A 20,289-nucleotide genomic window follows, 5' to 3' on the forward strand; every position below is an offset into this window, starting at 1 on the left:
TTTAATAGCATCAAGAGCATTTTATTTATTTTACTAAACCAAACAATCGCGCGGTTGCTTGCGATTTTTCCTTTGGGTCTCTAATGCTCCTCACCCATCCACGTTTTAATTTTTGAATCAACGCTTTTAAGCATAACTTCCATAGGCTTTGTAGAATCAACCACAAAATCCGCGATTTTTTTGCGCTCAATCTCTTCAACTTGATTATTTATGCGCTGCTGCGCCTGATTCTGGCTCATTTTGCGCTCGCTTATCATTCGCGCAATGCGAACATCTTTAGGCGCTTCAACTGTAATAATATGGTCAAAACTAAATGGAATGCTGCCTATTACTTGCGCAAGCAGCGGAATATCGTGCACAATAACAGAACTCATACTTCCTAATACATTGCGATTTTCTTCAGAAATTTTATTAACATATTCGCTTATATACTCAACTTCTAAAGTCTTTGCACAATCATAAATAGCAGGATGAATAAGCGACTCAAGCTTCTTACGATTTTCACAACTCTCGTAGTAGTCTCCAAAAACACGCTTTGCAATAAACTCACGATTTAAAGAGCCATCATTCTTAACGGCATTTTCCCCAAAAATGCTTACGATTTGCCGCAAGACTACGCTTCCTGGCTCCACCACTTTACGCGCTAAAACGTCGTAATCTATAACAAACGCGCCCAGCGAACGCAAATGATTTACTACAGTAGATTTTCCAGCCGCGATTCCGCCCGTTACCGCAATCCGCATCATTGTCATATATAAATTATAAGTAATGCCCCAGTAACTAATTACCAGGGCATTGTTTATTATCACTAATAATAAAAGACTAGTCTTTTAACTCGGCACCATCAGCATCTTTGTGCCACTTACTTCCAGGCTTTGAGCAAAGAATCAAAATACCCTCAACCAATGCCCATATTCCCGTAATAATCAACAGGAAACCAAAGGAAAGAACAGAAATAAGCAGCTGTGCAATCGCCTTTCCTTTAAAACCAAGATAAAAATTGTGAATACCTAATGTGCCTAAGAAAATCGCTAGCAAACCTGCAACAATTTTATTGCGCGAGCTTACTAAAGTTGCTTTAGTGTTCTCCTCACTATTCCCATCATACGAAGGGAACTGAGCATTTTTCTGATTGTTGTCAAACGTGCTCATAATCTTCACCAATCCTTTTAATAATTATGATTAATGTTTAAAAGCATCATATAATCGCGATTCTTAAAAGAAAATTGATTGTACCTATATTTAATTACAAAACTTGAGTCACAAAATACTCGTAAAACATACTCAAAATAGTAGTCAAACATAAACAAAATTGCCCCGATGATAACTCACCAGGGCAATTGTTAATAAGCGTCTAGTAGAAAGTAGAAACTACTTCTTTTCGCTCAAAAGCTGTTCGCGCAAAGCTGCGAGCTGATCGGAATCAGCTAAAGCACCTTCGTTAGCGGCCTCAGAAGAATAGTTGGAAGCAACTTCTTCCTTCTTTTCTTCCTTAGCTGGCTTCTTTTCTTCAGCTTCTTCACTCTGACCATCAGCGGCTGCGGATTCTGCTGCAGCTGCGAGTTCCTTAGCGGCGAACACCTTGTGCTGCTCCCACAATTCGTGAGCTGCTGCATACTGTGCTTCCCACTCTTCGCGCTGCTGCTCGTAACCAGCAATCCACTCGTTGGTGTTTGGATCGAAGCCTTCTGGGTACTTGTAGTTTCCTTCTTCGTCATACTCAGCTGGCATGCCGTAGAGAGCTGGATCGAAATCTTCAGAATTTGGATCAACAGCCTCGTTAGCCTGCTTCAAGGAGAGCGAGATCCTGCGACGATCGAGATCTACGTCAATAACCTTAACGAATACTTCTTCGCCACCCTTAACAACAGTTTCTGGGTTCTCTACATGACGGTTAGCAAGCTCGGAAATGTGAACCAAGCCTTCGATGCCGTCTTCAACGGAGATGAACACACCGAACTGAACAATCTTGGTGACCTTACCCTTAACAACCTGTCCAGGAACATGGGTGCGAGCGAAGCGCTGCCATGGATCTTCCTGAGTTGCCTTAAGGGAGAGGGAGATGCGTTCGCGATCGAGATCAACGTCGAGAACCTCAACGGTAACCTTATCGCCAACCTTAACAACCTCGGATGGGTGATCGATGTGCTTCCAGGAAAGCTCGGAAACGTGAATGAGGCCGTCAACACCGCCGAGGTCAACAAACGCGCCGAAGTTTACGATAGAAGACACAACGCCTTCGCGAATCTGGCCCTTCTTAAGCTGCGAGAGGAAGGTCTCGCGAACTTCGGACTGGGTTTCCTCGAGGAACTGACGACGAGAAAGCACAACGTTGTTGCGGTTCTTATCGAGCTCAAGAATCTTAGCCTTAATCTTCTGGCCAATGTATGGGGAAAGATCGCGAACGCGACGCATTTCAACGAGGGAAGCTGGCAAGAAGCCGCGCAAACCGATGTCTACAATCAAGCCGCCCTTAACAGCTTCAATAACGGTACCTTCAACAATGCCGTCTGCATCCTTGATCTTCTCAATGTCACCCCAAGCGCGCTCATACTGTGCACGCTTCTTGGAGAGAATAAGACGTCCTTCCTTGTCTTCCTTAGTTACAACAAGGGCTTCGATGGTGTCGCCAACTTCAACAACATCATCTGGATCAACGTCTTTCTTGATGGAAAGTTCACGGGAAGGGATTACACCTTCAGTTTTGTAGCCGATGTCCAACAATACTTCGTCGTGATCAATCTTTACGACTGTACCTTCAACTAAATCACCATCATCAAAATTCTTGATGGTTGAATCGACTGCCTTGATGAAGTCTTCTTCGGTGCCAATATCATTAATCGCAACCTTGGCGACTTCGTTATTATTCTCTGCCATTACTTATTAGTGGTTTCTTCTTGGGGTGGATATTACTCGATATTAAATTATGATTTGTGCACGCGCACTATGCACGCACTCTGTCAATGTTATATATAGGCATAGCCAAAATCGCCGTTTTACTTCGGGCGTGTCGCACTACTTGATATTCGCTACTTGCTACTTGCAGCGCGCTCAGCCATATCAACAACATTGGCCAATAGCATTGCGCGAGTCATTGGTCCAACTCCACCAGGATTTGGCGAATACGCTCCCGCGATTTCTCTACAAGCAACATCAACATCGCCTTTTACGCGATACCTTCCCACTTCTTCATCAAAAACGCGCGAAACGCCAACATCAACCAGCACGGCTCCAGGCTTAACATCGCAAGGCTTTACAAATCCCGCGCTGCCCATTGCCGCAATAATAACGTCGGAGCGCAGCATAATATCGTGCAAATCGCGCGTGCGCGTGTGGCACAATGTTACAGTTGCGTCTACTCCCCTGCGCGTAAGAAGCAGTCCGATTGTTCGGCCAACCGTGATTCCTCGTCCAAGCACGCACACATTTTTGCCTTCAAGATTAATGTTATAAGCGTCTAAAAGCGCCAAAATTCCTCGCGGCGTGCATGGCAAAGGCGTAACAATATCTCCCGAAATATGCATAACCAGCTCGCCCAAATTGTACGGATGCATTCCATCGCAATCTTTTGCAGGATCTACCGCCTCAATAATCTTTTGGGAATCCACGCCTTTTGGCAAAGGCAATTGCACTATAAAACCCGTGCAAGAAGGGTCATTATTAAGCTGATTTACGGCTTTAAGAATTTCGTCTTCGCTAGCGTCTTCTGGCAAATCGCAGCGGATTGAGCGAATCCCAACTTCTTCGCAATCCTTGTGTTTTCCAGCAACATATTTCAACGATCCAGGATCGCTTCCAACTAAAAGCGTTCCAAGCCCAGGAGTAATGCCACTTTCCTTAAGCTTTTCTACCCTGCTTTTTAAGTCGCTCTTAATACTTGCGGCTAGCGCTTTTCCGTCTAATACAACAACCATTATTCACATCCCAACTATCATTGATTTAAAGCATCAATTTTAACTTAAACAACAAATCACCTACATAATTCGTATGGATAGGCTATCGTGAGGCATCGAAGTGTGCGACACAACTGTTAATAACTGAATATTAATAATAGAATGGTATTTATACTATCCGCATAGCAAACGCCAATGCGAATAACAACTGACGGAAGGGGCGCAAAGATGTGCAGGAATACTTTTCATTTAAATAGCGCAAAAATAAATAGCGCAAAGAAAATATGCAAAGCAATTTTGGCGTGCATTATTGTTCCATCGATTCTTGTTGGCATGACTGCATGCGGCCAAAAACAGCCAGTACAGCAAAAGCAAGCTTCTCCTAAAGAACAAGTCAAAAAAATCAAGGTTGTTTCCACTCTTGAATCTTGGGCAAGTCTGGCTAGAGAAATAGGTGGAAATAATGTTGAAGTGCAATCTATAATCAGCAATCCAGATACAGATGCATCAACATTTAAGCCATCAAGAAAAGATTTGCAAAAGCTTTATTCCGCACAAGTTGTTATTTCAAATGGCGCTGGCTACGATAGCTGGATTGCAAAACGCACCGCTAAAAACAGCGAAGTTGTAAACGCTGCTTCTACAGTTGGAGCGCTAAATGGAGACAATCCTTACTTGTGGTTCTCAAAAGACGCTAGAAACGAGATGGCTTCTAACATTTGCGAAGCTTTCTCTAAAGTTCTTCCGTCAAAGAAGAAGATTTTTGATAAAAGACTTAACGCCGTTAAAGCTCAAGAAAAAAAGCTTGAGGATTATCTTTCAAACTTCGCTAAAAGCCATAAGAAGCTTAAGTATGCTTCAGTGACTCCTATTCTCTTCTGGCTTATGTCCGACATGGGAATTAGTGATTCTGCACCTAAAGCCTACGCTCAGCAGGTAGCACAGGGAGACGAGGTAGACAAGGCTAATGTGGATGCGTTCCAAAAGCTTATTGAAGAACGAAAATTCGACGTAATCATAAGCAATAGTCAAAGTAAAGGTGACGATATTAACATCTTGACTGGAACAGCTGGCAGAAGCTACACGTCTGTAATCTGGGTTAATGAACTTATGCCATCGTATGCAACCGATTTAAGAAAATGGGTTATGAAGATTTGCGAAGACATTAATAATGCTGGCAAAACTACGACTAATATGCGCAAAGATTTAGAAAAGCAAGAAGCTAATCAAAAGAAGCCTATTACCGAAAAGCCGACTGTTTCGCAGCCAGATCCAAACAGGTCTAACGAGGGCCAGCAAGATCCTGGTAAGTAGGCTCGCGCTCAGCGCGCTATAGACAATAAATACTTCATACTATTTATTAGCAATTACTTACGATTATTAGCAATTACTTACAAATTAACGATTTACTAATTAAATCTAAGTATCATAAACTAGCGTAGCCGTTGACACCACATGTAACACCACTTATAATTTTATAAACACCAAAAACACGCTATTAACTGGGGGGTGAAATGTCACAATGGGACAAATTACTTAAGCGAATACTTAGCTTATCTAAAGATATGAGATTTGAGGAATTGAAAAAAGTTCTGGAAGCCTACGGATATGAAATGTCCAATCCAAGAAGCGGAAGCAGTCATTATACTTTTCGAAAAAATCACGCCAACCCAATTACAATTCCTAAGCATGAACCAATTAAAAAGATATACGTAGAAATGGTGAAATCTGTAGTAGAAGCAGAAGATGAAGAAATAAAAGAGGAAAATCAAATATGGTAAAAACACTTACAAATAAAACGCTCACCTACTACATGTCTTTGCCATACAAACTGGAAATTGTAAAAGATCCAGATGAAGGCGGATTTGTGTCCTACTACCCTGATTTACCAGGATGCATGAGTTCTGGGGAATCCGAACAAGAAGCAGCAGCAAATGCACAAGATGCTAAAAAGGCTTGGCTGGAGGCTGCACTTGAAAGCAAAGTGAACATAAAAGAGCCTTCTTACCATGAACTAAATGATTATTCTGGGCAATTCAAACTGCGTATTCCCAAGGAATTACATAGGCAGTTGGCTGAACAATCTCAATCTGAAGGCATAAGCATGAACCAGTATTGCGTGTATCTTCTTTCGCAAAATAACGCTATTGAGCGCACGCTTGAGCGAGTATAGACAATAAATACTTCATACTATTTATTAGCAATTACTTACGAATTAAAGATTTGCTGGCGATTTATCTGCAATCACTTGCAATCACTCGCAATCACTCGCAGTGCAATTTCAATGCCTCGAAGCATATCAGCTAAACTCATAGAACTCGTGCTCGGCTTATCAAGAACCTGCTCAGGCAAATACGGAACGTGAATGAAACCGCTCTTAATTGGCAATTTTTTAGTCTGGCAGTAATTACAAACACTGTAAAGCACGTCATTACATACGTACGCGCCCGCAGAAAAAGACACAGCCGCAGGCAATTTCGCTTTATTTAAAGCGTCAACTATGTTCACAACTGGCAAAGTCGCTTTATAAGCCACATCACCATCTTGTACAACAGACTCATACCAAGGCTTATATCCACTATTATCTGGTATGCGCGCAGCTCTACAGTTAATGCCAACATACTCAACGTTAAAACAAGCAGAACCGCCAAATTGCCCTAGCGAAAGCACAGCATTAGGGCGAACTTCCTCTATTTTCTTAATAACTTTTTGCGCACCCTTGTTAAATTCCGTAGGAATCTGCAAACGAACAAGTTCCACACCCTCAGGCGCAGGCACTGATTGCGCAATCTCCCACGAAGGATTTATAGACTCATTATCAAACGGCGTAAAACCAGTAATCAAAATACGCATTAAAATACCCCCTCATACAATTCTCACTTATCAAACTTTATCAAACTTTATCAAAATACATGCTAAAACTGTATACAATGCACTTGTATAAAACATTAATGATTCTATTACTTACTTCATGTTCATAGCAAAGATTAAATGGTAGTTACAACTTATACAATAATCGCAAAACAACACACCTAGACTCACGATTAGCCAGACTCGTCGTAGTGTAATATGATTGGCTAATAGCGCGTGCTTAACGAACAATGTTGTTAACAGCGCGCATAAAACTACAGAAAATACAGATAAATCAAAAATCAATGACGAAAAGAGATTACCGATGACCAAGATTATTCAAATTGGCGCAAATCATGCTGGCACTGCCTGCGCTAACACCATTTTGAGCTACCCAGGAAACGATCTTACAATCTACGATCAAAATAGCAATATTTCCTTCCTTGGCTGCGGTATGGCTTTGTGGATTGGCAAGCAGATTCAAAGCAGCGATGGCTTGTTCTACCAGAAGCCAGAAGATTTCGTTAAAAAAGGCGCAAAGGTAAATCTGGAAAGCAAAGTTCTAGACATTGATTACGCAAAGAAAGAAGTTACTGTAGAGCTTAAAGACGGCTCGGTTATTCACGATTCTTACGATAAACTCGTTCTAGCTACTGGCAGCCTTCCAAACAAGCCACGTATTAAGGGCATTGATTTGGAAAACGTGCAAATGGTAAAGCTTTTCCAAAACGCGCAGACTGTTATTGCTAAGCTTCAAGAGCGCGATTTCCATAATGTTGTGGTTCTTGGCGGCGGCTACATTGGCGTGGAACTTGCGGAAGCTTTTAAGCGCTTGAACAAAAACGTGACTCTTATAGACATGGAAGACCATATTCTTAACGGCTACTTTGACCCAGAGTTTTCCGATAATTTGAAGAGAATTATGGAAGATAAGGGCATTAAATTTGAGCTTGGTCAAACTGTTGAAGAGATTGTTGGAGATACTGAAGTCAAGGCTGTTAAGACCAGCAAGGGCACTTACGAAGCCGACATGGTGATTTGCGCTATTGGATTCCACCCAAATGTTGCTCTTGGAAAAGATCATTTGAAGCAATACGAAAATGGCGCTTTCTTAGTTGACAAGAAGCAGCAGACTTCCGACCCAGATGTGTACGCTATTGGCGATTGCGCTACAATCTACGACAACGCTCGAAGCCGCGTAAACTACATCGCTCTCGCTACTAATGCCGTTAGAAGCGGCTTGATTGCAGGTCACAACGTTTGCGGAACTCCTGTAGAAACCGAGGGCGTGCAAGGCTCTAGCGCAATGATGATCTACGATTACAAGCTCGTTTGCACTGGTTTAAGCTTGTCTGCCGCTCAAAAAGAGGGCATGGACGTTGACTACGTTGATTTTGAGGATACTCAAAAGCCTGCGTTTATGGAAGTTGAGAATCCAAAGGTTAAGATTCGCATTGTTTACAAGAAGGATTCTAAGGTAATTGTTGGCTGCCAACTGGCGTCTAACTACGATATGTCTGCCGCAATCCACCTGTTCTCTCTTGCTATTCAAAAGAAGGTTACGATTAAAGAGCTTGCCTTGTGCGATATCTTCTTTATGCCTCACTTCAATCAGCCATACAACTACATTACGATGGCAGCTTACACGGCTTTGTTGAAGGGCTGATTAGTTTCTACGATTAGCCTCTGCGATTAGCTTAAATCGCGTTTATTAAACCAAGCAATCTGTTCTATAATGGAGCAGTTGCTTGGTTTTTTTAATCATCCGCGCAAAAAGCGCGCACAAAAACGCGCATATTAGCGTAAGACATGCAGATTAAAACAAAGGAGTCTAGGATGAAGCAGCTCTCTATTAAGCCAACTATTCACAAGTTCGAGAACGCTCGTGATTTTTCGCAAGAATTTAAGCTTGGCAAGAACGATTTGGTTATTACAAACAAGTACATTTGGGAACCTTATTTTGGTGATTTAAACCTTGATTGCAATGTGATTTTCCAAGAAAACTACGGCAAGGGCGAGCCAAGTGACGAAATGGTTGACGCGATTGTTCGCGATATTCGCACTACCCCAAAGCGCGTGATTGGCATTGGCGGCGGCACCGTTTTGGATATTTCTAAAGTTTGCGCGTTAAAGCAAACAAGCCCACTCGAAGATTTGGTTGACGGCAAAATTCCTGCGCAAAAAGGCGCAGATCTTATTCTTGTTCCAACTACTTGCGGCACTGGCTCCGAAGTTACAAACGTTGCCGTGTTCTCTCTTACAAAGCGCAACACTAAAAAGGGTTTGGCAAACGATGCTTGCTACGCTACAGACGCTGTTCTTATTCCAGAATTGTTAAAGAGCCTGCCTGATTACGTTTTTGCAACCAGCTCTATTGATGCTCTTACGCACTCGATTGAATCTGCGCTCTCCCCTATTGCAACAGAGCTTACAAAAATGTTTAGTTACAAGGCTTGCGGGCTTATTTTGCAAAGCTATATGCGAGTTGTTAAAGAAGGCAACAATGCAAAAGCCCAAGTTGTTAGCGACTTGGTTTCGGCAAGCCTTTACGCTGGTATTGCCTTTGGCAACGCTGGCTGCGGTTGCGTTCACGCTATGGCCTATCCGCTTGGCGGCACTTTCCACGTAGCTCATGGCGAGACGAATGCCGCTCTTCTTACAAGCGTTTTGCGCTACTATGCTAAGCACGACTGCGAAAACAGCGATAGTGCAAAAAACACTGAACTTTCTAAGCTTTTTGACTTTATGGCAAATATTCTTGAATGCCAAAAAGCAGATGTATTAAATAAGCTTGACGAAGTTCTTAACACGATTCTCCCTAAGCACAAGCTTCACGAGTATGGCATGAGCGAAGACATGATTCAAAGCTGGGCTGCAAGCGTTGTTAAAGAGCAGCAGCGACTTTTAAAGAACTCGTACATGCATATGAGTGAAGATGCTATTGCCGAAGTCTACGCATCTACTTTCTAAAATCAGATTTCACTAAAAAATAAATCCCCACAGCCAATAAGGTTGTGGGGATTTTATAATTATCGTGCCTACTTTAAAACTCACGGCTCAAGCGTTATTACAGGATGCAAATCAAACATAGTAACTGTGCGCTTTACACAATCAACAATGCTTGTTATTGCAATTGCAATCACGCCGAAAAGCACAAGCATTCCAATGCTGGAGGCTATTGCGCCGCTGTTTCTTCCAGCCATTGCTTGACGAAGCCCAAGAATCGAGTACGTCATAGGCAAATATGGATGAACCGCTCTAAAGAACGATGGCGTCATTTGCACTGGGAAAGTTCCTGCAGAGCTAGTTATTTGCAGCATAAGCAGCACAATCGCAACAATTCTTCCTGGAATCTTAAACACTGCCATAATCATTTGCATTATGGCCATAAAGACTATTGACGCTATAATCCCCAGCGCGTAGAACGCAGCAACATTGTCAATCTGCAACTTCAACGCTCCGTGAACAACTCCCATAAGAATAATCGCTTGAACAACGCCCATAAGCACAAACGGCGTAAAACTAATAAGCGCACTTTTAAGCGGATTCATGCCATTAAGAATTGCTCGCCTATCCATAACCCTTAAAACAAAGGTTGCCATAAGCGCGCCAACCCAAAGGCCTATCGAAATAAAGTAAGGCGCAAAGCCAGTTCCGTAGTTTTCAACATGCGAATAATTATGCTCTTTAAGTGCAACTGGCGCACTCATCATCTTGCTTTTTTGCTTAATATTGTTGATTTTGCTAGAGCTTTGTGCGCTTTTAAGGCCTTCATGCAACTTTTTGGCTCCTTCAACAAGCTTTGGCGCATTTTCAGAAAGCTTTTGAACTCCAGAATTCAATTGACTTGATCCATCAACTATTTTTGCAGACCCAAGTGCAGCAGAATTAATACCATTGTTAAGCTTTTCGCTGCCGTTGCTTACTGCGCTAAGACCTTCCGCCAGCTTATTTGCTCCAGCGGAAAGCTGCGACGAGCCATTGTGAACGCTTGATATTCCTTTAGAAACGGCGTCAACTCCAGCTTTTATCTTTAAGCTTCCAGAAGAAAGCGCTCCCGCACCTTGGCTCAATGCCGAAAGATTGGTCTCTAAAAGCTTAGAATTTTCGCTTAATCCTCCCGCAAGTCCTTGCAGTTTTTCTAGCACAAGCTCTTTTGTCACAAGAGGATTTTGTGCTTCAACAAGCAGCTGAGTAAGCTGACTCTTTGTAGCCTCATTTCCTGCTTTAACATGCTCTTCAAGCTGCGCGCTAGAATCCGAAAGCTTTTTAGCTCCCGCATACAACTCGTTTGTTGCATTCTGCAGCGTTTGTGCTCCACTATTTAGCTGATTTGCACCATTTGCCAAATCGTTAGTTTTTTGCGCTAAGAATTGCGCTCCCTCCTTGCTTTGCGCATTTGCATTGCTAAGCGTTTGCGCTCCTTTTTGAAGCTCGCCCAATCCGTTTTGTAGTTTTTGCAAAGATTGAGTAAGCTTGATCGATCCGTCAGCAAGCTTATCTACTCCGCCATTAAGCGATTGCATTCCAGCGCTTAAATCGCCAGAACCACTCACTGCTGAATTAAGAGAATCAGAAGCAGAATTTACTTTTTTAAACATATGCTCCCAATACTCTTGTGCAATCGCCTCGCTAATTTCGCTACGCATAGTATGGAAAGCAGTTTTACCGATTTGTGAAGCCAGCATATTGCTTGCTTGATCGTATTTTACGTGAAGCTTTGCTTTAGTAGGAGTATCGTATTGCGCAGAAGCAATGCACTTACTAAAAGACGATGGAATGGTTGCTACCATAAAATAATCGCCATTTTTAAGGCCTTTATTTGCTTTAGCGCTATCTACAAAGTTCCACTGGAATCCTTCACTTCCATCTTTTTGATTCTTTAAACGATTCTTGATTTCGTGGCCAATATTACGCATTTTGCCGTTTATAATCGCACCGTTATCTTCCACAACAACTGCGACTGGAACCGTGTCTAGAGTTTTGTATGGATTAGTAAACGCCCATAAATACAGCGACCCATATAAAAGTGGGATTAAGGCTACTGTTCCAATAACAAGCTTTCGAGCTTTACCTTTTATAGCATTATTTAATTCACGAAACGCAAGAACAATAGTATTAACGCGCATTCTTACCATCTCCATTTTCATTAAGATCATAATCTTCGCTATATTTTGCGCGATTTAGCCTTAAAACTTGATCTGCCTGCTTTTCTATCTCGCTTTGCAAAACTCCCACACAACACGAGCAGAAATGTTTGCTAACGTATGCGCGAATGTCTGCAAGCAAGAGTTCGCTTTGCTCGCTTGTAAGCTCCGTTTCTACTCCGTCTACAAAAAGAATCCACGGCTTTTTTAGCAATGCCAGCGCAATCCCTAATCTCATGCGTTCGCATGGAGTTAAATCACCAATGGCTGTTTCTCTAGGAGATAATACTTTCCAATACGCTAGAACGTTATAAGCGTATTGATGTAGTGCTTCGCGATTTTTAACATCATTTTTGTATTGTTCGCGAAATAGAGGCGATGCACTCGCGAGTTTTAGCTCGCTCATAAGCACTTCTTCTATTGTTTGAGTGTTGTAGAATTCATTGATTCCATTGAACAATCCCAGTCCAACGTATTGACGCGATTCTCTTGTGCCTGCTGGAAGGCTTAAATCTGCGATTTTTAACGTTCCATTCGTAAACTTCATATAGCCCGACAATGCTAGTAATAAAGCAGATTTTCCAGAGCCATGTTCGCCCGAGATTGCAACAATTTGATGCGGCTTAACTTTTAGTGAAACATTCCAGAATGGAGTTCTTGTAAATCTTTTTAATCCTAATTCTTTAGCTTCTATAAGCGTTTGTTCATCTTGCATAATTCGTTTGCGGCAAAATACCGATGTCATACATTTTTAAATGGTATACATTTTTAATGTTGCTATCGAAATTGCTATGCATTCCTCCTTTGTGTTTAACTTTTTCAATTTTCAATTTTCAATTTTCAATTTTCAATTTTTGTTGATTTTGATTTTTGATTTTTGATTTTGTTGATTTTCGACTCAATCTTCACTTTGATGCTGCTCAAATTCGATTTTGGCAGCCAACTTATATTGCGTTATTGCAACAAAATTGTGTAAAACAAAGAATTAATTATTTTGTTAATTCTTTGCGAACACCTTCATGGTACTCTTCAAGGCGAACAAATACTAACTTATTTTTAAACATTTTGTTCATTTGTCTATATTTTAGTCATAAAAACACGCTATATATAACAAAATCTCACATTTTTGATTTAATCGTGTGATTTCCAATATTATTTCTGGCGAGCATTACGTATAAGTGTGTTTAAACATTTATAGGTGTTATCAAGCAGATAAGCATGACCAATCAGGGTAGTATGATAATGTAGCTTTCAACGTTTTGTAGCGAGCAAATCAGAAAAACAGAAGCGAAAATGCTAGCTACAAAAATGCTATTAGCGAAGAATAGCAAATAGATATAAAGGAAGTGAGAGGTATCGAGAATGAGCAAAACTGACAATGCGGCGAATCAGCAATCGCTTGCGAATCAGCAATCATCCAAACTACATCCAGACGTAAAAAATTACGTAAAACTATTTTTCAAAGAAAACAAGCTTGTAGCTTTTCTTTCGATGATAGTTTTTATTGCCTTGTCTATGATTTTCACTGCTATTTCTTGGATTTTGCAAATTATTTTCGACTATATGTCTGGCAAAGGAGACTTCTCTTTAACTACTATTTTGCTGCTTGTCGCTTCCTTTATGCTGGCAATCTCCCTGATTTTTGCGTTGAAGCGCAGTGCGTACCCTCGCTTTCTTGAAAAAGCAATGAATCAGTATAAAGAGTCTGTTATTAAGAAGCTTTTAAAAAAGAGTTATAGTGATTTTTCGCTTGCAAATTCTGGCACGTATCTTTCTGTTCTTACTAATGATTGCGAGCGCATTCAAGAAAAGTATTTGAAGAAGATTTTTGACTTTGTTCAAGACGTTCTTATGCTTGTAAGCTCGCTAGCTCTTATGATTTACTACAGTCCGTTTCTCACTGTTATTGCTCTTATTATTTCCGTGCTTCCAATAGCGTGCTCAATTCTTACAGCTAACGGAATTGCTACTCGTGAGGAGCAGGTTTCTAAATCGAATGAGTCTTATACGTCCTTAACGAAGGATGTTTTGAACGGAGTTTCTGTTATTAAGAGTTTTAAGGCGGAGCAGGAGGTTATTGATCGCTACAAGAATCAGTCGATGGAGCTTGAGCATACTAAGAATCTTCGCGAAAAAACGATGACTACTGTTTCTGCTCTTGGCACAATTTCAAGTCTTGGAACTCAGCTTGGAGTGATGCTTGTTGGCGCTTGGATGGTTAACGCGCATGTTGGTGTTATTACTGCTGGAATGGTGTTAGCTTTTACTAATTTGATGAATGGTGTACTTCAGCCTATTGCAAGTCTTCCGCAAATGCTTGGTGAGATGAAGGGCGCTAAGAAGCTTATTAGCAAGATGGCTGACTATATGAGTAATGCTAAAGAGGATTCTGGCGAGATCATTGACGATTCTATTAAAAGTGTTGTTTTGCGCGACGTTTCGTACGCTTATGACGCGGATCATAAAGTCTTAAAAAACGTAAGTCTTAGTTTGCAAGCTGGAAAATCTTATGCAATTGTTGGGCCTTCTGGTGCTGGTAAGAGTAGTTTGATTAATCTGCTTATGGGCTACTACAAGGATTATAAGGGTAGCGTGCAGCTGAATAATTACGAACTTAGCAATGTGAGCAAGAGTTCGCTTTATGATAAGACGACTCTTATGCAGCAGTCTGTGTTTATGTTTGATGCTTCGATTTTAGATAATATTACGCTTTTTAAGCCATTCCATAGCGCAGAGGTAGATCGCGTGATTCACTTGGCTGGTTTGGATGATTTGATTGCTGCTAAAGGCAAGGATTATCAGTGCGGCGAGAATGGTAGTCATCTTTCTGGAGGAGAAAAGCAGCGTATTGCTATTGCGCGAAGCTTACTTAAAAAGTCCGAAATTCTGCTGGTTGATGAGGCAACGAGTGCTTTAGATAACGAGACGAGTGCGAACGTAACGCAATCTATCTTGGATTTGCAAGGAATTCTTCGACTCGTGGTAACTCATCGCTTGGATGCTAATTCACTTAAACAATATGATGAGATTCTTGTGATGAAAAGTGGCGAGCTTATTGAACGCGGAAGCTTTGAGGATCTTATGAATCAGAAGGCTTACTTCTACTCACTTTACACTGTGTCTATGTAATACTGTTGCGCTGGTTTGGATTGGCTTGGGCTGTGCAATTTAGCGCAATAAATTCTGAAGCAGTGTTAGTAGCCATTAGGTGCAATTTTGCAGCAATTTGCTACTAGAGATATCAGCACAGCTGAGTCTGCTTTTAAATGCTATTGCTAACAAACTATTTTGAACGATTCTGTATTAATGTATTAATGTGTTTAACTTTTAAAGAGTAATTTATAAAATAGTAATTTAAGTTTTACTTTGCAAATAAAACTTTACACAAGTCTTTATGATATTGTCTTTAATTATTAGAATTAAAAATCATCAAAATAAAAACATTGTTATAATCACAAACACAAATCTAAAAAGAGGTGAAGCATTATGCAAAATTTGCAGATTCTACACATTCTATGCAACCCAGTAATTGTATCGGTTGTAGTTTTATGCGTGTTAAGTCTTGCAAAGCTTAATGTTTTACTCGCAATGATTGTTGCATGTGTTGCAGGTGGAATAGCTGGTCAATTGCCTCTTTTTGGAGATAGCAACCACACTATTATGGCGCTGCTTTGCGATGGATTTTCCACAAACGCGCAAACTGCGCTCGCATATATTCTTCTTGGAACATTTGCAGAAGCTATTACAACAACTGGCCTAGCTCAAATCATTTCTAAAAAAATCAGTAAACTTATTGGCGCAAACAAATTTATTCTTCTTGCAGTTCTAACGATTATTGCGTGCATGTCTCAAAATATTGTGCCTGTTCATATTGCTTATATTCCTATTCTTATTCCGCCGATTCTTTCCATTATGAACAAGCTTAAGCTAGATCGCCGCGCTGCCGCTTGCTGTACTGCATTCGGCCTAGAAGTGCCATACATTGCTATTCCATTTGGCTTTGGCTTAATTTTCCAAACTGTTATTGCAACTAATCTTTCTAAAAACGGCATGAAAGTTAGCGTTGCAGACGTTAGCGCTGTTAACTGGTATTTGGGTGCCGCAATGCTTGCAGCCTTACTGTTTGCAGTGTTTGTTCTATACAGAAAGCCTCGCGAATATAAAACAACCGAAGCAGATACTCGCGCTGCGGACGCTGTTGTTGGCCCGCTTACTAAAGCACACTACGTAACTATTCTTGCGATTATTGTTGTTGTAGTAGTGCAAGTTATTAGTAAGGATCTTTCACTTTCTTCTCTTGCAGGCCTTGCAACCATGATTATTTTTAGAGCCGTTGCATGGAAAGATATTGATAAGCAGCTTATGGGCGGCGTAAAACTCATGGGTCTTATTGCATTTATTATGCTTATTGCTGGCGGCTACGCTAACGTAATTCAAGCTACTGGCGGTGTTGATGAGCTTGTACACCTTGGCGTTGCTTGTATGGGTCAAAACAAGCTAATCGCTGCATTCGTTATTACGATTATTGGCTTGCTTGTTACTATGGGCATCGGCACATCGTTTGGCACGGTTCCTATTCTTGCGGTTTTGTTCGTGCCTCTTTGCCAAAGCATTGGTTTTAGCACTCCTGCAACAATTCTTCTTATGTCTTGCGCAGCGGCTCTTGGAGACGCAGGCTCCCCTGCTTCCGATACAACGCTTGGCCCTACTTCTGGCCTAAATGCAGACGGTCAGCACAGCCACATTTGGGATACTTGCGTTCCAACATTCCTTATCTTCAACATTCCACTCATGGCTGCCGGCATTGTAATATCGCAGTTTATTTAGCATTTAGCTGAAAGTCACCAACAATACACATCTAATAAACGCTGGTGAAGATTTTTGCCATTTACGGCAATTTTCTTCACCGCCTTAAAGTAGCCAATCAATGCAAATTCGCGGGCGATTGGCTACTAGAATTAGTTAAGCTGTGAAAAATTATAAAATATTACATGTAAATAGTTTCAGGATCAAGAAGAAAATTCAGTAATCCCAATACAAGAACACCTTCCTCAGTGTGCCAAGGCTTTACGCTCCCGCCAACAAGAATAATCTTACGGAACGCATCACTAATATTCATCAAAGATTTTTCTTCTTGCAACGTCTTCTCTCTAGTAGGTAAAGCAAGTGCAGATTGAATATAAAATCTTTGATCTGCCTTATTTACAACAAAATCAACTTCTGTTTGTTTGCGAACTGATTTGCCATTTTTATCCACTTCACTAACCTGCACACTACCAACATCCACCTTGTAACCGAGACGTTTTAGCTCATTGTAAATAATATTTTCCATTATGTGAGTTTCTTCCATCTGCCTAAAACCAAGAAGCGCATTCCTTACGCCAAGATCCGTAAAATAATACTTCACAGGGCTACCTATATACTTCCTGCCTTTAATGTCATATCGAATAGCGCTATCTAAAAGGAACGAATCTTCTAAATAAGAAATATATCTTTCAACAGTCGTTCTTGTAGTTGAGACCTGTGAAACTGATTTAAACGTTTGCACAATTTTTCTAGTACTAGTTAAAGCACCAATAGAAGAAGCAACTACCCTAGTAACATCATCAAGTTCACTTCTTTTTCGTATTGCATGACGGTCAAGAATATCTCTTTTATACGTATTTTCAAAAACTGATTGAAGAAACTCACGTTTCTGCTCATCGTTTTCCATTAAAGCAACTTGAGGAAGGCCTCCAAATCTCCAATATCCCTCCCAAGCATCCCGCTCATCCTCTTCACGAACAGACATGAATTCAGAAAACGAAAGAGGGTAAATTCTAATCTGATCGCTTCTTCCTCTAAATTCTGTAACAATATCCGACGAAAGGAATTTAGAATTACTACCGCTAACGTAAACATCTAGATTACTAATATGCAGGAAACTATTAAGCACATCTACAAAATCGTCCATCATTTGAACTTCATCAATAAACAGATAGTATGTCTTATCGTCTTTCAGAAGCTCATCAACATGCGCAAGAATATTATCAGGATTACGCAAATCTTTATTTCTTCTATCGTCCAATGCTATGCGAATAATATGATTATCTTCTACACCATCCGCAATCAAATGGTCATAAAACAGTTTCATTAAGATATACGTTTTACCGCATCTGCGCATGCCAGATATTACCTTGATAAGACCATTATTTTTCGCCGAATCAAGTTTTTGAATATAATAGTCTCTCTTTATTTCTTTAACAGACATATCTAGCATCCTTTCAATAAGTATTATGCAAACGCTCGGCGGCACTGCGATATTGATATGCAAATCTTTTTATTGCTACTATCGTTACACAAATCTTTCCGCAAGCACTGCAACAAGTATGCATAAGTGACCGATTGTAAAGTGACCGAACCAAGATTAGCCGATTGTAAAGTAGCCAAAGCAAGATCAACCAAATCGCAAAGTAGCCAATCGCTGCATTTTTGCACTTAATGGCTACTATTATAATCTGAATAATTTAAACTCTCAATATCCCAAGTAGCCAATCGCTACAAAATTGCACCTAATGGTTACTAGCGCTGGTTCAGAATCTACTGCGCTAAATTGCACAGCGCGAGGCATAATCCACTACATTGCGCACAAAAATCAAATACGCAACGCTGCTTCAATACAAAGCTCAAGCGCATACTCTTTAGAGTCTCCACCCCAATTGCGCTCATCGTAATTTTCAACATCATGCAAAGTATCTGCAGTATAAAGAATCTCGCCCCAAACAATCCCACGCATTTGCGCACACGCCGCTAAAGCAGAACACTCCATCTCCACAACCGCGCACCCCTCTTGCATACGACTTGCAACTTTCGTCTTAGTTTCACGGAAAAACCCATCCGTAGTCCACGTCTTAACCTCACAATAAGGCAAATCATGCGCCTGCAAAGTTTGCAAAATAGCATGCCTCGAACGCTCTGAAACGTCAACATAACGACTTGGAGGCAAATAATGATAAGAAGTCCCCTCATCCCTTAAAGCTTTATACGGAACCAGAAAAACGTTTTCCGCATAATCAACTAGCGATCCGCAAGAACCAGCACTAATAACTTCGCTAACACCGTAAGAAATCAGCCAGTCTAAAATCTGAACAGCGGCAGGAGCGCCAACTGGAGCCTGTACTAAGCAGATTCTTTGCGTTTCTTCTTCTACTTTTTCATCTACTTTATCGCCCGCATTCTCATCTGCCTTATCCCCTACTTTTTTCTTTACTTTCTCTTCCAAAACATATATCGGATATTTTTTAGTTGCAGATTCAAAATTTGCTACAATCGTAGCTTTCCTGCTTAAAGCATAATGATCGATTTCATCGCCCAAGAAAGCAAAAACCGCTTTAGATGGAAGCTGAACAGAAATATTATCGTGATTTGGCATTAAAACTGCACTTTTATCGGAATCATACTCTAAAATCGGCAAATCATATTCTGCCATACAATCAGCTCCTTAATATAATCAGCTCCATCCTACAAGCAACTCAATCCTATGTACCAATACGCGCATTAGTACGCAAAGATCACAAAGTAGCCAATCGCTGCAAATTCGCGGGCGATTGGCTACTACGTTATAAAAATCTAAAGTTTCTTTGACTTTTTGTTCATCTTTTTTAGAATCATGTCTCGTTCAACTTTGTTTGTAATATCTGGATGCTTGCGCAAAAGCCTGCTCATATACATATTGAACAAAATAGGCAAAAGCATCATAGATAGCGAAACACTAAACAGCTGGTAAGAAAAACCTTCCGTTAAGAACACAGTTTTCTTTGCAATAATATCGAAGCTAAGGCATCGAACAGCTGCAAATGGAACACTTAGCACCACATACGCCACAACTATTCTTAAGTACGGAACTTTTCTTGATTTAAACGTTTCAACTATAGACCAAAGTAAAACCACAGCCATCAGCAGCAAAGGAATAACAAGAATCATAGAAAGTGAACTGAATCCACTTCCAACTGCAAACGTGAATGTGCTCATAAATGCTTGAATCCACATCCAAATAGAAGCAAGTGGCAAGATTACAAAAACAGATATTGTTAAAGCCAGAACAAGCGCTCCAGTGTACATTGCTATAACAATAAGCGCGATTATTGTATAAGCAATCTTTTCAAATGGAGATAATTTAACGTTCTGATCCAAAGAAAAACTAGGGGTTGGAGTCTCTGGAGCACTAGACTCACGCGAAGATTCACGTTCAGCTTCCTCTTTGTTTCTTTCGCGCATTAATCGTTTGCGCTTCTCACCTTCAGTCTCCCTTAAGTATCCGTTTTTAACGTTGCCATAATAGAATTTTCCGTCATTACCCTTGTAGTAACCATTGCCAGCGTAATCAGTATCTGTAGCCTCAACCTTTATTCTTCCCATTG

At 40.7% G+C, this 20,289-nt stretch carries 17 protein-coding genes; 7 read left to right on the plus strand and 10 right to left on the minus strand.

Annotated elements, in window-relative coordinates; all coding sequences use genetic code 11:
• Positions 1 to 80 precede the first annotated feature (80 nt).
• The 4 genes from coaE to ACZ0NX_RS03370 form a co-directional block, all read right to left on the minus strand.
• Complete coding sequence (coaE, locus tag ACZ0NX_RS03355; protein WP_464405519.1) at positions 81 to 752, minus strand: dephospho-CoA kinase; 672 nt, start codon at positions 750 to 752, stop codon at positions 81 to 83.
• 70 nt (positions 753 to 822) lie between these two features.
• A complete protein-coding gene (locus tag ACZ0NX_RS03360; RefSeq protein ID WP_415696051.1) occupies positions 823 to 1,152 on the minus strand; it encodes a TM2 domain-containing protein in 330 nt (109 codons plus the stop codon).
• Between the two features lie 219 nt (positions 1,153 to 1,371).
• Positions 1,372 to 2,877, minus strand: a complete 1,506-nt coding sequence (rpsA, locus tag ACZ0NX_RS03365; protein WP_004130522.1) for a 30S ribosomal protein S1 — start codon at positions 2,875 to 2,877, stop codon at positions 1,372 to 1,374.
• A gap of 152 nt (positions 2,878 to 3,029) precedes the next feature.
• Positions 3,030 to 3,914: a bifunctional methylenetetrahydrofolate dehydrogenase/methenyltetrahydrofolate cyclohydrolase gene (locus ACZ0NX_RS03370; RefSeq protein ID WP_464405522.1), complete on the minus strand. Its 885-nt coding sequence runs from the start codon at positions 3,912 to 3,914 to the stop codon at positions 3,030 to 3,032.
• 207 nt (positions 3,915 to 4,121) lie between these two features.
• On the opposite strand from ACZ0NX_RS03370, the gene ACZ0NX_RS03375 reads away from it, so the two are divergent.
• The 3 genes from ACZ0NX_RS03375 (at position 4,122) to ACZ0NX_RS03385 (ending at position 6,066) form a co-directional block, all read left to right on the plus strand.
• A complete protein-coding gene (locus ACZ0NX_RS03375) occupies positions 4,122 to 5,207 on the plus strand; it encodes a metal ABC transporter solute-binding protein, Zn/Mn family (protein WP_060787125.1) in 1,086 nt (361 codons plus the stop codon).
• Between the two features lie 200 nt (positions 5,208 to 5,407).
• Positions 5,408 to 5,674: a type II toxin-antitoxin system HicA family toxin gene (locus tag ACZ0NX_RS03380; protein ID WP_248899242.1), complete on the plus strand. Its 267-nt coding sequence runs from the start codon at positions 5,408 to 5,410 to the stop codon at positions 5,672 to 5,674.
• Positions 5,668 to 6,066, plus strand: a complete 399-nt coding sequence (locus tag ACZ0NX_RS03385; protein ID WP_464405525.1) for a toxin-antitoxin system HicB family antitoxin — start codon at positions 5,668 to 5,670, stop codon at positions 6,064 to 6,066. The genes ACZ0NX_RS03380 and ACZ0NX_RS03385 overlap by 7 nt, the downstream gene beginning before the upstream one ends.
• 71 nt (positions 6,067 to 6,137) lie before the next feature.
• On the opposite strand, the gene ACZ0NX_RS03390 is transcribed toward ACZ0NX_RS03385, so the two are convergent.
• On the minus strand, positions 6,138 to 6,746 hold the full coding sequence (locus ACZ0NX_RS03390) for a pyroglutamyl-peptidase I (RefSeq protein ID WP_464405527.1): 609 nt from the start codon (positions 6,744 to 6,746) through the stop codon (positions 6,138 to 6,140).
• 322 nt (positions 6,747 to 7,068) lie between these two features.
• Between ACZ0NX_RS03390 and nox the strand changes: the two genes are divergently transcribed.
• Positions 7,069 to 8,409, plus strand: coding sequence for a H2O-forming NADH oxidase (gene nox / locus ACZ0NX_RS03395; protein WP_060786936.1), 1,341 nt, complete (start codon positions 7,069 to 7,071; stop codon positions 8,407 to 8,409).
• A 170-nt stretch (positions 8,410 to 8,579) separates the two neighbouring features.
• Positions 8,580 to 9,713, plus strand: a complete 1,134-nt coding sequence (locus ACZ0NX_RS03400; RefSeq protein ID WP_464405529.1) for a 4-hydroxybutyrate dehydrogenase — start codon at positions 8,580 to 8,582, stop codon at positions 9,711 to 9,713.
• A gap of 80 nt (positions 9,714 to 9,793) precedes the next feature.
• Here the strand turns inward: ACZ0NX_RS03400 and ACZ0NX_RS03405 are convergent, their stop codons facing one another.
• Together ACZ0NX_RS03405 and ACZ0NX_RS03410 are read right to left on the minus strand one after the other, a co-directional pair.
• Positions 9,794 to 11,872 carry a YhgE/Pip family protein gene (locus ACZ0NX_RS03405; protein ID WP_464405531.1) on the minus strand — a complete coding sequence of 693 codons (2,079 nt, stop codon included), beginning with the start codon at positions 11,870 to 11,872 and terminating at the stop codon, positions 9,794 to 9,796.
• The gene (locus ACZ0NX_RS03410; RefSeq protein WP_464405532.1) at positions 11,862 to 12,605 is read right to left on the minus strand and encodes an ATP-binding cassette domain-containing protein; all 744 of its coding nucleotides are present in this window, start codon (positions 12,603 to 12,605) and stop codon (positions 11,862 to 11,864) included. The genes ACZ0NX_RS03405 and ACZ0NX_RS03410 overlap by 11 nt, the downstream gene beginning before the upstream one ends.
• Before the next feature lie 647 nt (positions 12,606 to 13,252).
• Here ACZ0NX_RS03410 and ACZ0NX_RS03415 point away from each other — a divergent pair.
• Positions 13,253 to 15,019 (plus strand): ABC transporter ATP-binding protein, encoded by a 1,767-nt coding sequence (locus ACZ0NX_RS03415; RefSeq protein ID WP_464405534.1) that lies wholly within the window; start codon positions 13,253 to 13,255, stop codon positions 15,017 to 15,019.
• Between the two features lie 357 nt (positions 15,020 to 15,376).
• A complete protein-coding gene (locus ACZ0NX_RS03420) occupies positions 15,377 to 16,717 on the plus strand; it encodes a Na+/H+ antiporter NhaC family protein (protein ID WP_464405536.1) in 1,341 nt (446 codons plus the stop codon).
• Positions 16,718 to 16,877: 160 nt separating this feature from the next.
• Here ACZ0NX_RS03420 and ACZ0NX_RS03425 read toward each other — a convergent pair whose 3' ends face one another.
• The 3 genes from ACZ0NX_RS03425 to ACZ0NX_RS03435 form a co-directional block, all read right to left on the minus strand.
• The gene (locus ACZ0NX_RS03425) at positions 16,878 to 18,140 is read right to left on the minus strand and encodes an ATP-binding protein (protein WP_464405538.1); all 1,263 of its coding nucleotides are present in this window, start codon (positions 18,138 to 18,140) and stop codon (positions 16,878 to 16,880) included.
• A gap of 384 nt (positions 18,141 to 18,524) precedes the next feature.
• Positions 18,525 to 19,358 carry a nucleoside phosphorylase gene (locus ACZ0NX_RS03430; protein ID WP_464405539.1) on the minus strand — a complete coding sequence of 278 codons (834 nt, stop codon included), beginning with the start codon at positions 19,356 to 19,358 and terminating at the stop codon, positions 18,525 to 18,527.
• A 140-nt stretch (positions 19,359 to 19,498) separates the two neighbouring features.
• On the minus strand, positions 19,499 to 20,287 hold the full coding sequence (locus tag ACZ0NX_RS03435) for a hypothetical protein (RefSeq protein ID WP_464405541.1): 789 nt from the start codon (positions 20,285 to 20,287) through the stop codon (positions 19,499 to 19,501).
• Positions 20,288 to 20,289: the final 2 nt, after the last annotated feature.

This window comes from Gardnerella rara, assembly GCF_055452355.1.

Bases quoted from the DNA above. Each gene is read 5' to 3' on its own strand.
- ACZ0NX_RS03435 (WP_464405541.1), bottom strand. From the start codon at position 20,287: ATGGGAAGAATAAAGGTTGAGGCTACAGATACTGATTACGCTGGCAAT.
- ACZ0NX_RS03375 (WP_060787125.1), top strand. From the start codon at position 4,122: ATGTGCAGGAATACTTTTCATTTAAATAGCGCAAAAATAAATAGCGCA.
- ACZ0NX_RS03410 (WP_464405532.1), bottom strand. From the start codon at position 12,605: ATGCAAGATGAACAAACGCTTATAGAAGCTAAAGAATTAGGATTAAAA.
- ACZ0NX_RS03370 (WP_464405522.1), bottom strand. From the start codon at position 3,914: ATGGTTGTTGTATTAGACGGAAAAGCGCTAGCCGCAAGTATTAAGAGC.
- ACZ0NX_RS03385 (WP_464405525.1), top strand. From the start codon at position 5,668: ATGGTAAAAACACTTACAAATAAAACGCTCACCTACTACATGTCTTTG.
- rpsA (WP_004130522.1), bottom strand. From the start codon at position 2,877: ATGGCAGAGAATAATAACGAAGTCGCCAAGGTTGCGATTAATGATATT.
- nox (WP_060786936.1), top strand. From the start codon at position 7,069: ATGACCAAGATTATTCAAATTGGCGCAAATCATGCTGGCACTGCCTGC.
- ACZ0NX_RS03390 (WP_464405527.1), bottom strand. From the start codon at position 6,746: ATGCGTATTTTGATTACTGGTTTTACGCCGTTTGATAATGAGTCTATA.
- ACZ0NX_RS03400 (WP_464405529.1), top strand. From the start codon at position 8,580: ATGAAGCAGCTCTCTATTAAGCCAACTATTCACAAGTTCGAGAACGCT.
- ACZ0NX_RS03430 (WP_464405539.1), bottom strand. From the start codon at position 19,358: ATGGCAGAATATGATTTGCCGATTTTAGAGTATGATTCCGATAAAAGT.
- ACZ0NX_RS03360 (WP_415696051.1), bottom strand. From the start codon at position 1,152: ATGAGCACGTTTGACAACAATCAGAAAAATGCTCAGTTCCCTTCGTAT.
- ACZ0NX_RS03420 (WP_464405536.1), top strand. From the start codon at position 15,377: ATGCAAAATTTGCAGATTCTACACATTCTATGCAACCCAGTAATTGTA.
- ACZ0NX_RS03405 (WP_464405531.1), bottom strand. From the start codon at position 11,872: ATGCGCGTTAATACTATTGTTCTTGCGTTTCGTGAATTAAATAATGCT.
- ACZ0NX_RS03425 (WP_464405538.1), bottom strand. From the start codon at position 18,140: ATGTCTGTTAAAGAAATAAAGAGAGACTATTATATTCAAAAACTTGAT.
- coaE (WP_464405519.1), bottom strand. From the start codon at position 752: ATGACAATGATGCGGATTGCGGTAACGGGCGGAATCGCGGCTGGAAAA.
- ACZ0NX_RS03415 (WP_464405534.1), top strand. From the start codon at position 13,253: ATGAGCAAAACTGACAATGCGGCGAATCAGCAATCGCTTGCGAATCAG.
- ACZ0NX_RS03380 (WP_248899242.1), top strand. From the start codon at position 5,408: ATGTCACAATGGGACAAATTACTTAAGCGAATACTTAGCTTATCTAAA.